The organism is Exiguobacterium sp. OS-77, assembly GCF_000414195.2.
Lineage (GTDB): Bacteria > Bacillota > Bacilli > Exiguobacteriales > Exiguobacteriaceae > Exiguobacterium_A > Exiguobacterium_A indicum.
The window spans coordinates 562,748-576,728 of record NZ_DF239008.1 but is presented as its reverse complement, the minus strand read 5'-3'; the positions used below and the strand labels follow the sequence as shown (position 1 = coordinate 576,728).

Genomic DNA, 13,981 nt, shown 5'->3' with positions numbered 1-13,981 from the left:
TAGCGTATTTCATTATTTAATCAACTAAAACGTTCGATATTTTTTAATGTTCATTTGACAGCGAGAACGCTTACACCTACAATTAATATCAGGTACTAATTTAAGGAGGAACTTGTTATGCGGATCGCTTGGATCACTGATAGTACAACGATTTTACCGGATACGATCGCTCAGCGCGATGATCTTTCGGTCGTCCCTTTACTTGTCATGAAGGATGGAGAAAGTTTCGTCGATGGTGTCGACGTTGATGCGGAGACCGTCTATAGCTGGATTGACTCAAAACACAAGGTAACGACGAGCCAACCTTCAATCGGAAGCTTCACCGAGCATTATGAACGGTTGAAAGAGGATTACGACGTCGGCTTCGCTGTTCACTTATCGAGCGAACTGAGCGGAACGTACAACGCTTCCGTTCAAGGGGCAGAGATTGCTGGCTTTCGTCTGATTGCGATTGATTCCCGTTGTGGCATTTACCCGGCTGGTCAACTCCTAGCAGAAGCGATCGAACTCGTCGAAGCGGGACACTCGATCGAATCCGTCGAACAGATCATTCTCGAGCGTCGTTTCGATCATCACATTGAATTCACGGTCGCAAACCTCGATCAATTACAAGCAGGTGGACGGATCTCTTCGACGAAGGCATTCGTCGGTAACTTGTTGCAACTTCGTCCGTTGTTCCACTTCGAGGAAGGAAAGATCGTTCCTTATCAAACCGTCCGGACGTTCAAAAAAGCGCATTCGAAGATTTTTGATCACCTTGTCGCAATCATTGAACGGGGACAGGTCACGGATATTTCACTATTCCACGCGACAGCGTATGACCTGGCACTCGAGTGGAAACAACGCCTCGAATCGCAATACGATGTGCGTGTCCGGATCGATGACTTGACACCGGTTCTCGGTTCGCATACAGGAAATCCAGCGATCGGGATGTCCTTTTTGAACCCGACGCGCCGACCGTGATGACTAATGAATTTGATTTTTGGGTAAACCTTCTTTAGAGAATAAAGGAGGTTTTTTGTTTGAAAAATAATAAATGGATTTGGCTCAACTGGGTCGGCTTCATCTTCACGATTGCCGTGAACGCCCTTGATGGTGGAAAGACAGGACGAATCTCTGATTCGATCATCACATTGTTCAAACCGGCTGGGTATGCGTTCTCGATTTGGGGATTAATTTATACGATTCTACTCATCTGGTTGATTTTACAATCGATTCCGAAGTTCAAGGAACACGAACTGGCGAAGAAAATCGGACCGTGGTTCTTGATCAGCTGTCTGTTTAATGCTGGCTGGATCGTTTCCTTCACGTTTGAACTGTTCGTTGTCTCCGTTGTCGTCATCGTTGGTCTCTTGTTGTCCTTGATCGTCATCTACTCAAAAATTGACCGTGAGACGAAAGGATTACGCTTTAAGCTACCGTTCTCGCTTTACCTCGGCTGGGTATCGGTCGCGACGATTGCCGACATCTTCCTGACGATCAATGCAGAAGGTGTAACATCTTGGCTTGGAATTGGAGATGCGGGTTGGACGATGATCATACTCGTCGTCGGAGTCATCATCGCTCTTCTCTTCATGTTTGCGAACCGTGATCCGATTTATCCGCTTGTCTTCGTCTGGGCGTATATCGCGATTAATTTCGAGTCCGATAATGGTCTCGTCGATACGACGGTTCTCGGTAGCGTCGTCTTATTGTTAGCTGGTTATATCTTCCTTCTCGTTCGGATGCGCCGCCAAGTCAGCGTGAGCAAGTGACGTTCCTTTCTCGTTCAAACGGCGTATAATAAAGGAAAGGAGTGAATGACCATGAACATTACATTTACACCGTCTGCTCAGGAGCGAATCCGCCAATTACGCGGTGAAGTATCCGGTCTACTGCATCTCTATTACGATACAGAGGGTTGTGGTTGCGGAAACTCTGGTATTTTCAGTATTCGCATCGTCGATGAAGCGACATCCGAAGACATGACGATTGATTCAAACGTCGGTCCCGTTCTCGTCAAGCGGTGGTCGAGTCATTTCCTCGATCAAGAAATGACACTCGATTACAACGCGGAGAAAAAAGCGCTCATCCTAAAAAGTGATGGCCAATACTTCAATACGAATGTGCTCGTGACGGATCAAACAGGCTGCGTCCTGACGGTTCGTTCATAAGCGCAAATGAAAAAGGCAACTTCCGTCGTGGAAGTTGCCTTTGTTTGTGTTCGAACAGACAGGTGCTGCGTCGAAAGCTAGATGGTCTGAGTATGATTGAATGTACTAGATGTCTGTCTGCGTCGTGCACGAGCTGGTAATATCCCAGCGCTTTGCGTCCCCCCAGACGTCGCATGCATCATCCTCGCATGCTTATCTAGTATACGAACGAAATTCATGTTTGGATTGCCTTATCCGACATTTAGAACGGTCTCTTCGATCGCTTGCTGATTTAAATCCTTCACATGCATCGGTCTACTATAGTAGTAGCCTTGTCCATAATCACAACCGAGGCGTTTCAAGAAGAGATGCTGTTCGAGCGTTTCGACACCTTCTGCGACGACTTCGATCCCAAGACTCTTCGCAAGCTGGATGATCATTTCCGTAATCGCTGTTCCCCGTTCGTCATGTGGGACTTCATCGATGAACGACTTGTCGATTTTTAAGATATCGATCGGCAAATGCTTCAAGTGCGTTAGCGACGATAGACCCGTTCCAAAATCATCGAGAGCGATTGTCAGACTAAGCTGTTTCAATTCACCAAGCATTGTCATCGCCCGGTCCAGATTCTCCATAACGGACGTTTCCGTGATTTCGAGTTGTAGTTGCAATTCACTTCCGTTCTTCAAGGAATGATGAACGATTTCTTTAATCATCAGATTATGCGACTCCGATCGGAAATGCATCGCGGATAAGTTCACCGAGACTTGGCGAATGAAATAATCTTCTTTCTTCCAAATCTCCATCTGTGCAACGGTCTCCTTCAACACCCACTCGGTCAAACGATGAATTAAACTATACTTTTCAGCAAGTGGAATGAATTCCGCCGGTGAGATGAAACCGAACTTCGGATGATTCCAGCGAATTAGAACTTCCGCCTGATCCACCTTGCCTGTCGCGAGTGCGATCTTCGGTTGGTAGACGAGAGCGAACTCCTTGAAATCCGTCATCGCCCGGCGTAAGGAACCGACGATCAATTGCTCTCTTTTGTCGGAATGCAGGGAATCATCGTACACGATGAATCGATCTCTTCCTTCGTTTTTGCCGACCCGGAGAGCACTTTCCATTTGACCAATTCGCATTTCTAACGTTTCTCCCATATCCGGTAAGATGACACCCATCGTTGCTGTCAAGTGGATTGGTTGATCATCTAAGTGAATCGGTTGTCGAATATCTTCTAAAATTTGTTCGAAAGTACGAAGTAATGCATCAGTAGGTACTTTTTTGATAAGAAAAAACTGCGTTCCATTATAACGAATACATGCTTCATCTTCCGATAAGGACGCACGCATCCGATCTGCAAACTCACGAATGACGGCATCTCCTTTATCAAAACCAAACGTATCATTGACCCATTTGTACCCGTCCAGGTCAAGTATAGCCATCGCCATCTCGTCTTTAGACTTTCCGTAATGCGCATCTACTTTTATCATATGGTGATCTAACCATCTACGATTATGCAAACCGGTCAAATGATCAGTATATGCCATCATCTGTAAGGCACGTCGTTCTAAATGAATATAGAGTCCAGCGATTAAGATCAAAATCAAAAATACCGGAATGGCTACATCGTTTAAAATATTCGATGTAATAGGACCATCACCAATACGTCCTGCTTGATCAATCGGGATACAAAAAGATGTTCCTAACATACCTACATAATGCATGGAAGAGATAGCAAAGCCCATTACAATCGCAATGGGAATAAGAATTCTTTTCTTATCAACATGTCGTAGACGATGTAAGAGTAACAAGGCAACATATGCTACAGTGATCGCAATTAGGATGGATAGAGCGAACAACCCTGTTTCATAACGAATCGCGCCACCAAAATCCATTGCCATCATCCCAAGATAATGCATCATCGCAATACCTACGCCCATCAAAGAACCTGCTAAAATGACTTTGTTTCGTGTAATCGCTGATGAGTAGAGTAGATAAAAGGCGATGAAGGCAGCTAAAATAGCTGGAATGACGGATAAGAACATTAAAATCCAGTCATAACGAACCGTAACGGGTAAAGCGAAAGCACCCATACCGACGAAATGCATCCCCCAAATCGATAGTCCCATCGTCAAAGAAGATAAGAATAACGCTCGTTTTTTCAAAGAAGTCGCCTTAGCCAAACGTCGATTTAATTCAAGCGATCCATACGATCCAATGATCGCGACGAGTACCGACAGTACAACTAAGCCCACTTCATAGTGCTTTGTTAAAATAATCCATTCATTCATTGTATGTGGCCTCTCCTTATAGAACTGACTTTCTTCTTAGTATCGACGGTTATGAAGTATATTTTCAGTCGAAACTTGCATTTCATGCGATTTAATTGATATTTTCTACTTTTTAGTCTTTTTTTCTTAATGTAAAACGCACAAAAAAAACGAATTCGTCGTAGACGAATCCGTTCGTATTTTTTAAGTTAAAGTGCAACTGAGGCCACGATTTCTCCCGTAGGTTTCGCTAAATCCGGCTCGGGTTCGACAGTGATTGCTACAGCATCGACGTCACCATTACCTTTGAGTTGAAATACCGCTGCTGCTTCGCCGTCTTTTTCAATAATACCGTTCGCAGTCGGTGTCTCACCTTTGATGGTCCATAATTGATACAATTCTCCTTTTTTCAATGGAGGCAGATCTTTCAATTGAACGAGCATATACGACTTATCGTTTTGTGTAAATACCATGCTTGATCCCTTGATCGACTCGTTGCTTTCAAAGTTTCCCATTCCTTTAATTTCATCCATCGCCAGTGTTTCCGGTGTATCTGTACTTTCTTCCTGTGACAAAAAGTAGGCATTCGCACCAAGTGAAAGAATAAGGGCGGCAGCAATGCTCATCAACCAGCCAAGTGGGACACTCTTTTTCTTCGTTTGTTGCTGACGTGCTTGTTTAATGTCTACTGGAGTAGTCATCGGTTCTTCTTTAGGAGACTCCGTCTCTGTTGAACCAAGAACTTCTCCAAGAATACGTGCTTTCATTCCTACAGGAACAGGACGCTCCGGAAGCGATTCAGCGATGGGAAGCATGAGTTCTTCCATTTCTAAAAGTGCTTCGCGACATTCTTCGCACGTCGCAAGATGCGCTTCGAACGCGTCGCGATCTGCTGAAGAGAGTGTTCCATTGAAGTAATTGATCAAGTCATGACAACGTTCTTCCATCTCGTTCCCTCCCATCTAATCGTTTTCTTAATGCTTGAATCGCACTTCTGATACGTGTTTTGACTGTTCCGAGTGGTAAGTCAAGTTGATCTGCGATTTGTTGTTGAGTTAGTCCCTGAAAATAGACTAGTTCGATCAAATCCTGTTGTTCTGATTTTAGTTCACTTACGGCGCCCCGCACTTCCGCTGCAGTTTCGCGTTGCATGACGGTCCGCTCAACAGGTTCATCATATCCGCCATCTCGTTCTTCAACTTCAATCGTCGGTTGTCGTTTTTCACGACGTAAACAATCAAGAGCCGCATTACGCGTGATCGTCAAAATCCAAGATGAAAACTTTCCTTTTTGTGTATCAAAATCAACACGACCATTCCAAATTTTCATCCATACTTCTTGAATGACTTCTTCAGACAATCGATCATTATTCGTAAAGCGATAGGCGAATGAAAATAACAATCGCTCGTACTTCTCATACAAAGTCTCGAGTGCCTGTTCATCACCGCTACGCATCAGATGATAAAGCGATTCATCGGATTGAGTATGCATCCTTTTCCTCCTCCTGATATCAGCTTCATCATATAGTATACGAGAGCTAACACCAAATCGTTTTAGTTTTCATCAATTTTCTAAGTAAATTCCTCACCACATCCATATTCCCTGATTTCAAGAAAAGTATATCTTAAAATTCGATAGAATTGACAGTAATACCGTTATGGGCATAGCATAAAGGTATTACTCAGACGTTAGTTCTACTATGAAACGGAGGAACATATATGGATTATGATCGCAAAATGAAAAATCGCGTCAGCCGAATCGAAGGGCAATTACGTGGTATCCTTCGTATGATGGAAGAAGGGCAAGACTGTCGAGATGTCATTACTCAACTTTCCGCTGCTCGCTCCGCGATTGATCGTACGATTGGTGTCGTCGTAAGCTCCAATTTAATTGAGTGCGTAAAAGACGCCGAACAAAATGGTGACGGTCAGACAGAAGAGCTTGTGAAGGAAGCTGTAAATCTTCTTGTCAAAAGTCGCTAATTACTATAGACCATCCGTCAGAGTAATTTTTATCTGATTAAAAAAACAGGGTCAAGATTTCATTGAAATCCGATTCCCTGTTTTTTTAGGTTTAGTATAAAACTTTGAGTTGATCCAAGTACACCTTACTCTTAATGGTTGTTCCTTTTTTCGATGTATCCGTTTCAACAAAATACAACGATTCGATTTTAAGAGGTGTTGGCCACGTCGGATCGAGTGTCGCTTGTACCGTTTTAAATCCTTTCCAATCTACCTTCTTGACGAAATCCACGACATGTCGATTTCCTGCAGCATCTTTGACTTCTGAGCGAAGCCAAGGCGCGCGTCCATCTCCATACACATCCATCGTCAATCCACGAGCAGGAGAAGGAATGATCCAGGATGCTTTTTTAATGTACATGGCTCCGTTTTGTTTCTTCCATCCTGAATAATCATATGTCATTTCAAGCGATTGTTTGCCACTGGATTTCTGTAAGGAACTGAGACGGACAGCATAACTCGAAACATAAGGAGATTTCGCTTCGTAGACTCCCTGTTCGAAGGAATCGATGACTTCCTCTTTTTTCATAGCAGAGACGGTGACCGATAGTCGAACCGTCTTCCCTCCAGATGAGACAGTTAGTTCTGTCTTCCCGATTTTCTTTGCAAGAATATTCCCTTTTGTAATCGATGCGGTCGCTCCGTTTGCAACCTGGTAATTGAGTTGCGAAGCAGGGATTACGACACGTCGTCCGTTTAGCCATCCTTCTGATGAAATCGCGAGGCGTTGTCCTACTTTTAACAAGATCGGACGCCCTCCATTGACTGTAAGACCGGTCAAGCGATTCGTGACTGGAATCGATACGGTTCGTTTAGCACGATCAACTTGCATCGTACCTGTCCATTTTCCAGGAGTCAGCGGTGCCGTGACTTGTAAGCCTTTGACACCTGTCCCTTTCCAAATAATCGATTTCTTCGTTGCATCTACAGGCTGTCCATTTGCATCCGTCAGCTTTAATCCAAATCCACCTTTTTCACCTACATATAATTCTTTAGGGGCAGTCAATAAAATCGTCGTCGCTACATTCGATGGAACATAATGAGTGGCTAATATTAAACCGTTCGTAATAGAGCGACTTCTTCCATCTGCCGGTACATTCGCTGTTTTAGGTAAAAACTCTCCAGCGCGTCTGACCATTATCTCTGTCGATCCCCCACCATCAAATGCGAGGGCCGACGTTACACCTAAACGCTTCATTTGCTCCACTGCCTCAAGCATCGTAATCCCTTTTGAATCAAGACGAGCTTGATCCACCGTAATGATTTGAACTGTCCCGTTTGATGTTGTACCGATAAGTGTCCGCGCCTTACGAGCGAGCATCAAAAAGCGGTCATGGTTCAATGCTAGGCTGTCTAAACTATATCCAACTCCATTTTGAATCAACCAGTTATATCCAGATACAGCTTCTTGAATATCGTTACGCATTTGAAGATTCGATAATTGAACTAGATTTAATTGTGTTGATAACAGACCATTTGATTTTTCTTCTGCTGCTTTCACAAGTGAGAGTAGTGCCGCTTTTTGTTTTCCGAGACCAACGAGGACAACTCCAGCATCGGGTAAGCGAATTTCTTTACGGAATGTCGTATCTACCGATTCAACGGTCCATTGATAGTTCTTCCCGAGTGTAAACGCCGATGTCGCTGTTCCTTTTAAATAGACGATAGCAATTTCTTTTTTCATCGCTTCTGACGGCTCAATTAGCTTCAGCATTTTTGAAGCATGATGAGCTGAACTAAAGATACCGATTCGATTCGCTAAGTTCTCGTTACGGTTAACTGAGTGGATCGTTACCCGCTTCGTATCAGTCGTCGCAGATCCGATGATACCGAACGACCCGATCTCTGGTTTCCCTTGTCCGTTGATCATGAATGATGGGAATTTTGTCGCAGAATCTTTTACACTATGACTAACCAGTACTTGATTTTGCTGAATTTGAAGTCCAATCGGTAACCCCGAAGCTACTCGATACATATCGGCATTGATCGCTGTTACGACACGCCCCCCGCTCGCTGTCACGCGACTAACTTGAGAAGGTAAAGATTCTGTTGCTAATACACGATCTCGTCCTTTCGTCGTCATAAAGTAGTTACCGGTATCGGGCTGAACCGTTATATGTCGAAATAACTGTGGTGTACCCGAAAGTGTTTCTGATTTTGTCGTATAGGTCACACCTTTTGAAATCGTTTCTGCCTGAGTGGTAGAGACAGATTGAAAAAGACAAAAAGTTGTTAATAAAATACAAATTTTCTTGAACATAACACACCTCCGTTATATATTATGCCTTTTTTAGTAAATAAATGACATAATTAATTTAGGAGAGGTTTATTTTTATTCATAACAGGTATAGAAAGTAGTTAACTGATTCCTTTTAAGCCACATATGTTGCAATCAACATATGAATCTATTCATACATGATGTAGGAGGCCTTTTCATGAGTGTATCTGTATTTATTGATGTCGCGTGTAAGACAGGTGAATCTCCTGTCTACGATGCGAAAACAAAACGCTTTTATTTTGTCGACATTCCGAATCAACTTCTTTTTTCATATGACCTTGCCACAGAAGCACTCAAGCCGTACACGTTACCAAGCGCCATCACATCAATTGCCTTGACGGACGCTCCAGACTTATTACGTGTCACGGCTGAACACGGATTTGGGACGTTTGATCTCAAGGAAGGTCATCTGTCTCTTGAGCATCAACTGTCACTGCCCGATTCTGACCGAATGAATGACGGAAAGCTCGATCCGACTGGACAATATGTCGCTGGTAGCATTAATGAAGAAGACGGTAAGACTGCTGGATTGTTCCGTCTGCGTCATGACGGTTCCATCGATGTCTTGCACGAAGACTTGACGAACTCGAATGGACTCGTCTGGTCAGAAGATGGCAAGACGCTCTATCACATCGATACACCGACAAAAAAAGTCTATGCCTTTGACTACGCTCCGGACGCACCACTTTCCAATAAACGTGTCGCCGTTGACCTTGAAGAAGAAGAAGGGTTCCCGGATGGTATGACGAAGGACGCGGAAGGTCATGCTTGGATCGCGCATTATGCTGGATCATGCATCACCCGTTGGAATCTTGCGACTGGTGAAAAACTCGATCATGTCGACTTCCCTGTTTCGAATCCGACGTGCCCGATTTTCTATGAAGATCGATTGCTCGTCACGACGGCTGCCGACGGAGATGATGCACCACATGCCGGTGCCGTCTTCGCTGTGACATTTGAATGATTCATAGAAGAGGGATCATCTTTTTACAGGTGATGCCTCTTTTTCCACATAATGCGTCTAGACGCATCTAAAAAAACAGACGATACTAAAGAAGAAGACTATTCATTTTTTTGAAGGAGTGAAGCCGATGCGTGTCACGACAATCGAACGTTTACACCAACTGCAGACGACCCCATCCTTTTTCCCGGTCAACTGCTACCTGTTTGAAGAAGCAGACAGTTTGACATTGATTGATGCCGGCCTCGGGATCAACGCAAAGGCGCTCTATCACTATATTCGAAAGCAAGAGAAACCGCTTGGTGCAATCATCCTGACTCATGCGCATGCCGATCATGTCGGTTCGCTTGATTTCCTTGCGAACGCCTTTCCTCTCGCTCAAGTCTGTATCAGTTATCGCGATGCTGCATTGCTCAGTGGGGACGAGACGCTACGCGAAGGCGAAACGACACCTTTAAAAGGTGGTATTCCGAAAAACATCAAAACACGTCCGGATCGCTTGCTCGAGAGTGGTCAACAAGTCGGAAGTCTCAGTGTCATCGCCTCACCCGGTCATACACCTGGTTCGATCTCACTTTGGCATGAAGGAAGCCGGACGTTGATCGCCGGAGATGCTTTTCAGACGCAAGGAGGACTCGCCGTCTCCGGTGACGTCCGCTGGCAATTCCCGTTCCCTGCACTCGCAACATGGGATCCGGACGTCGCCCTTCGCTCGGCTGATCAACTGACGGAACTGTCTCCGGATATTCTTGCCGTCGGACATGGTCCACTAATCCTTGGACCGAGTTACGAGATGCGACAAGCCGTCGATCGATTCACTCAGGTCTTGCAGACGAAAAAATCATCTCCATTCAAATCACACACTTAAAACGGGACTGTATCATGAGTCAGTCTTTCCAAAGATAAGGGTGGCAGAATGAAAATCTGCCACCCTTATCTCATAACAAAAAGAATGACGCGTCACACGCAACTCCTACAGGAATAAGCGCATTTATGCGCTGTCAGAGACAAACAAGACCCGTTTTCCTGCTTGAATGAAGCAGGAAAACTGGCTTGTGTCTCGCCTGAGGAAAGGGCGTGAAAAGACGCGTCATTCTTTTTTTGAGTTACCCCCATTTTTTCGTCCAGTGGTTCAATTCTGTTCTGCAACAGAATAACGATAGACGCGTGCTTCGTAAGGACGCAAGATATCCGGGCTACCCGGATAGTTTGACATGAGCAACTTTTCCGGTGGTAAGACGAGGGCGGTCTGCATCGGTTCATCATGTACGTTGAGGACGATCCGCCAGACTTCTCCCTCTAATTCCCGCTCATAGATATAGAGATACGGATCATGAAGCGCTAAGTCTCGGTATGTACCGTAGACCATAATCGGATGATCCTTTCGCATCTGAATCAGCGACTTGTAAAAAGCAAGCACGGACGATGGATCGGCTTCTGCTTGCGCGACATTGATGTCCGTATAATTCGGATTGACCGCTAACCATGGTTTACCACTCGTAAAGCCAGCTGCATGTGTATCGTCCCACTGCATCGGTGTACGGGAATTATCGCGCGCGAGTAACTGCATCGATGAGAGCATGACCTCTGGGTCCTCTCCGCCAGCGATGCGCTCCGCGTATCGATTTCGAAAGGCGACGTCCTGATAAAGCGACGGATCCGAGAAGCGAATCCCCGTCATCCCGATCTCTTCTCCTTGATACACGTATGGAATGCCCGGTAACGTATGCAACATCAAACCGAGTAGTTTCGCACTCTCAACCCGGTATCGTTCACTGCCGAAGCGCGTCACTTGTCGTGTATGATCATGGTTGTTGAGGAACTGTGAATTGACACCTAATGGGTATAAGACGTCGTACCAGCGTTTTTGAATCTCCTTGAATCGTAAGAGATCCATCGCTTCCATGTCGTCCGCGATTTCGAAGTGAAACAGTGTCCGGAGTTCTTTTCGTTCGTCACTGACATATAACAGTCCATCTTCTGGACCGACGAACGGAATCTCACCGACTGTAAACAAGTCTTTACCAGCGAGAACATTCGCATGCATCTCCTGCAAGAAGTCATGCACACCTGGCTGATTCCCAAGGTACGAGAGATCAAACGGATTGGCGACATCCTCGAACGACCGTTTTTTGATCAAGTTGATGACATCCATCCGGAAGCCGTCGATCCCTTGAGCAATCCACCAGTTCATCATATCGTAGATTGCTTGCCTCACAGCTGGGTGCTCCCAGTTCAAGTCCGGTTGTTCTTTGGCGAAGGAATGAAAATAATACTGCCCGCGCTCTTCACTCCACGTCCACGGACTTGGCGCAAAGTACGAGCGCCAGTTGTTCGGAGGCGTCTCTTTCGTGCCATCCTGCCAGATGTACCAGTCATCCTTATCGTTGATCCGCTCACATGACTGACGGAACCAGTCATGCTGGTCACTCGTATGGTTCACGACTAAATCGAGAATGACCTTCAATCCACGGGCATGAGCGGCCGTGATCAACTCCTGTAGATCCCCCATCGTTCCCGCTTTTTCCATGATCTCGTAATAATCGGCAATATCATAGCCGTTATCGACGTCCGGGGAACGATAACACGGATTCAACCACACGACATCGACACCAAGTGAAGCGATGTAATCAAGCTTCTCGATGACACCTCTTAAATCACCGATCCCATCCCCGTTCGAATCTTTAAAGCTACGCCAGTAGACTTGATAGACGACTGCCTCTTTCCAGTTAGCTCGCTTCATCTTCCCACTCCTCTCCCTACTCTTTATTCCCGCTCCACTTATCTGTACCTGTTTATCCGACAATTTTTTTAAATTTCGAAAAAGTTCTTTTCTTTTGACTGAATATTCGTTATCCTTGACGACAATACCACGAAGGAGGCATTCATCCATGAAACATTTCGCTCCATCCATCGCCATTGATCGGCTTCCTGCTCCCGTCTTCGCTGAACTTGCGAACCGAATCGGTGCTGTAAAAGCTGCCGGACATGATGTCATCACACTTGGTCAAGGAACACCCGACCAAACGACGCCTGTACATATTCTCGATGCCTTAAAACAAGCTATCGACGAGCCAACGAACCTTCAATATCCACCATTTCGTGGACATGATTTTCTAAAACAAGCTGTCTCAAACTTTTACGCGACTGAATTCGGTGTCACGATCGATCCGGCAACGGAAGTCGCGATTCTCCTCGGCAGTAAAGCCGGAATCGTCGCCTTACCGCAGACGATCGTCAACCCTGGAGAAGGTGTCATCGTCCCGGATCCAGGATACCCGGATTACCTGTCTGGTGCAGCACTTGCTGGCGCTTACCCGATTACGCTTCCGTTGCTCGAGAAAAATGATTTCTTGCCGGATTATGACTTACTTGATACGACGGACGTTGAGCGTGCCCGGATGTTGTTCCTCAACTACCCGAGTAATCCGACGGGTGCGACCGCGACGGCAGAAGCCTTCGAACAGACAGTCGCTTTCGCCGATGCCCATGATATCTGTGTCGTTCATGACTTAGCATACGGCGGTATCAGTTTCGATGGTCCGACGCGAAGTTTCTTGCAGACGGAAGGGGCGAAAGACGTCGGAATCGAGCTATTCTCACTCTCAAAACGCTTCAACATGTCCGGCTTCCGGATTGCCTTTGCCATCGGAAATCCGTCCGTCATCTCAAGCATCGAAACGTACCAAGAACATCTCTACGTCAGTGCCTTCACACCGATTCAGCATGCGGCGACCGTCGCCCTCACGAGTGACCAGACGTGCGTCCGTGAGTTAAGTCGCTTGTATGAAACACGACGCGATGCGTTGTTCGCAAAACTTGATGCAATCGGCTGGAGTGGACCACGCCCGGGCGGTTCCTTCTTCGTCTGGCTTCCTGTTCCGGAAGGTTACACGTCCCAGAGCTTCACCGATCATCTCCTTGACGAAGCGCACGTCGCTGTGACCCCTGGATCCTTCTTCGGCGAACACGGTGAAGGCTACGTCCGGATCAGCTTGATTGCTGACGTCGAACGTCTAGAAGAAGCCGTCGATCGAATCGGAACGCTCAACCTATTCCGGACACCTGTTGCGGAATAATTCTGAAAAAACATTTGACAGATGGGAATCATTTCCGTTAAAGTAAGTCCCAACAGCATAACTACTTATCGAGAGCGACCGAGGGATTAGGCCCAACGACGTCCGGCAACCACCTGTAAGGAACGGTGCCACATCCTACAGAATGATTTTCATTCTGAGAGATAAGTTACGAAATCTTACACTTTCGTCGCTTTTTTCTGGTTGCTCCGCTACTAGGAAAAAGCGACTTTTTTTGTA

The 13,981-nt window shown here is 45.8% G+C and carries 12 protein-coding genes and 1 riboswitch; of the genes, 7 read left to right on the top strand and 5 right to left on the bottom strand.

Translation table 11 applies throughout. The annotated features are described in order from the left end of the window. The first annotated feature begins 117 nt into the window (after window positions 1-117). Genes EXG77_RS02740 through EXG77_RS02730 form a run of 3 tightly spaced genes read left to right on the top strand, consistent with a single transcriptional unit; the run spans window position 118 to window position 2,153 of the window. Entirely contained in the window at window positions 118-963 is an 846-nt protein-coding gene (locus tag EXG77_RS02740; protein WP_023469353.1) for a DegV family protein, read from the top strand. 59 nt (window positions 964-1,022) lie between these two features. Next, complete coding sequence (locus EXG77_RS02735; RefSeq protein ID WP_023469354.1) at window positions 1,023-1,754, top strand: tryptophan-rich sensory protein; 732 nt, start codon at window positions 1,023-1,025, stop codon at window positions 1,752-1,754. 51 nt (window positions 1,755-1,805) lie between these two features. Next, window positions 1,806-2,153 (top strand): iron-sulfur cluster biosynthesis family protein, encoded by a 348-nt coding sequence (locus tag EXG77_RS02730; protein ID WP_023469355.1) that lies wholly within the window; start codon window positions 1,806-1,808, stop codon window positions 2,151-2,153. A 230-nt stretch (window positions 2,154-2,383) separates the two neighbouring features. Here the strand turns inward: EXG77_RS02730 and EXG77_RS02725 are convergent, their stop codons facing one another. The 3 genes from EXG77_RS02725 to EXG77_RS02715 form a co-directional block, all read right to left on the bottom strand. Further along, the gene (locus tag EXG77_RS02725) at window positions 2,384-4,426 is read right to left on the bottom strand and encodes a bifunctional diguanylate cyclase/phosphodiesterase (protein WP_035396131.1); all 2,043 of its coding nucleotides are present in this window, start codon (window positions 4,424-4,426) and stop codon (window positions 2,384-2,386) included. 188 nt (window positions 4,427-4,614) lie between these two features. Continuing rightward, window positions 4,615-5,352: an anti-sigma factor domain-containing protein gene (locus EXG77_RS02720; protein WP_035396129.1), complete on the bottom strand. Its 738-nt coding sequence runs from the start codon at window positions 5,350-5,352 to the stop codon at window positions 4,615-4,617. Continuing rightward, complete coding sequence (locus EXG77_RS02715; RefSeq protein WP_023469358.1) at window positions 5,333-5,896, bottom strand: RNA polymerase sigma factor; 564 nt, start codon at window positions 5,894-5,896, stop codon at window positions 5,333-5,335. The genes EXG77_RS02720 and EXG77_RS02715 overlap by 20 nt, the downstream gene beginning before the upstream one ends. Window positions 5,897-6,123: 227 nt before the next feature. On the opposite strand from EXG77_RS02715, the gene EXG77_RS02710 reads away from it, so the two are divergent. Further along, window positions 6,124-6,387 (top strand): metal-sensitive transcriptional regulator, encoded by a 264-nt coding sequence (locus tag EXG77_RS02710; RefSeq protein WP_023469359.1) that lies wholly within the window; start codon window positions 6,124-6,126, stop codon window positions 6,385-6,387. Window positions 6,388-6,478: 91 nt separating this feature from the next. Here the strand turns inward: EXG77_RS02710 and EXG77_RS02705 are convergent, their stop codons facing one another. After that, window positions 6,479-8,599, bottom strand: coding sequence for a phosphodiester glycosidase family protein (locus EXG77_RS02705; protein ID WP_203229905.1), 2,121 nt, complete (start codon window positions 8,597-8,599; stop codon window positions 6,479-6,481). 262 nt (window positions 8,600-8,861) lie between these two features. Here EXG77_RS02705 and EXG77_RS02700 point away from each other — a divergent pair, with 262 nt between their 5' ends. Beyond that, entirely contained in the window at window positions 8,862-9,668 is an 807-nt protein-coding gene (locus EXG77_RS02700) for an SMP-30/gluconolactonase/LRE family protein (protein WP_023469361.1), read from the top strand. A 127-nt stretch (window positions 9,669-9,795) separates the two neighbouring features. Next, window positions 9,796-10,533: an MBL fold metallo-hydrolase gene (locus EXG77_RS02695; protein ID WP_035396125.1), complete on the top strand. Its 738-nt coding sequence runs from the start codon at window positions 9,796-9,798 to the stop codon at window positions 10,531-10,533. A 264-nt stretch (window positions 10,534-10,797) separates the two neighbouring features. On the opposite strand, the gene EXG77_RS02690 is transcribed toward EXG77_RS02695, so the two are convergent. Next, entirely contained in the window at window positions 10,798-12,408 is a 1,611-nt protein-coding gene (locus EXG77_RS02690) for an alpha-glucosidase (RefSeq protein ID WP_035396123.1), read from the bottom strand. Between the two features lie 148 nt (window positions 12,409-12,556). On the opposite strand from EXG77_RS02690, the gene EXG77_RS02685 reads away from it, so the two are divergent. After that, window positions 12,557-13,744, top strand: a complete 1,188-nt coding sequence (locus tag EXG77_RS02685) for an aminotransferase class I/II-fold pyridoxal phosphate-dependent enzyme (protein ID WP_035396120.1) — start codon at window positions 12,557-12,559, stop codon at window positions 13,742-13,744. A gap of 62 nt (window positions 13,745-13,806) precedes the next feature. Continuing rightward, window positions 13,807-13,912: riboswitch (SAM riboswitch) on the top strand. Window positions 13,913-13,981 lie beyond the last annotated feature (69 nt).

What these genes read in the sequence shown, in the direction of transcription:
- EXG77_RS02740 (WP_023469353.1), top strand. Translation starts at nt 118, where the DNA reads ATGCGGATCGCTTGGATCACTGATAGTACAACGATTTTACCGGATACG.
- EXG77_RS02730 (WP_023469355.1), top strand. Translation starts at nt 1,806, where the DNA reads ATGAACATTACATTTACACCGTCTGCTCAGGAGCGAATCCGCCAATTA.
- EXG77_RS02725 (WP_035396131.1), bottom strand. Translation starts at nt 4,426, where the DNA reads ATGAATGAATGGATTATTTTAACAAAGCACTATGAAGTGGGCTTAGTT.
- EXG77_RS02720 (WP_035396129.1), bottom strand. Translation starts at nt 5,352, where the DNA reads ATGGAAGAACGTTGTCATGACTTGATCAATTACTTCAATGGAACACTC.
- EXG77_RS02715 (WP_023469358.1), bottom strand. Translation starts at nt 5,896, where the DNA reads ATGCATACTCAATCCGATGAATCGCTTTATCATCTGATGCGTAGCGGT.
- EXG77_RS02710 (WP_023469359.1), top strand. Translation starts at nt 6,124, where the DNA reads ATGGATTATGATCGCAAAATGAAAAATCGCGTCAGCCGAATCGAAGGG.
- EXG77_RS02700 (WP_023469361.1), top strand. Translation starts at nt 8,862, where the DNA reads ATGAGTGTATCTGTATTTATTGATGTCGCGTGTAAGACAGGTGAATCT.
- EXG77_RS02695 (WP_035396125.1), top strand. Translation starts at nt 9,796, where the DNA reads ATGCGTGTCACGACAATCGAACGTTTACACCAACTGCAGACGACCCCA.
- EXG77_RS02690 (WP_035396123.1), bottom strand. Translation starts at nt 12,408, where the DNA reads ATGAAGCGAGCTAACTGGAAAGAGGCAGTCGTCTATCAAGTCTACTGG.
- EXG77_RS02685 (WP_035396120.1), top strand. Translation starts at nt 12,557, where the DNA reads ATGAAACATTTCGCTCCATCCATCGCCATTGATCGGCTTCCTGCTCCC.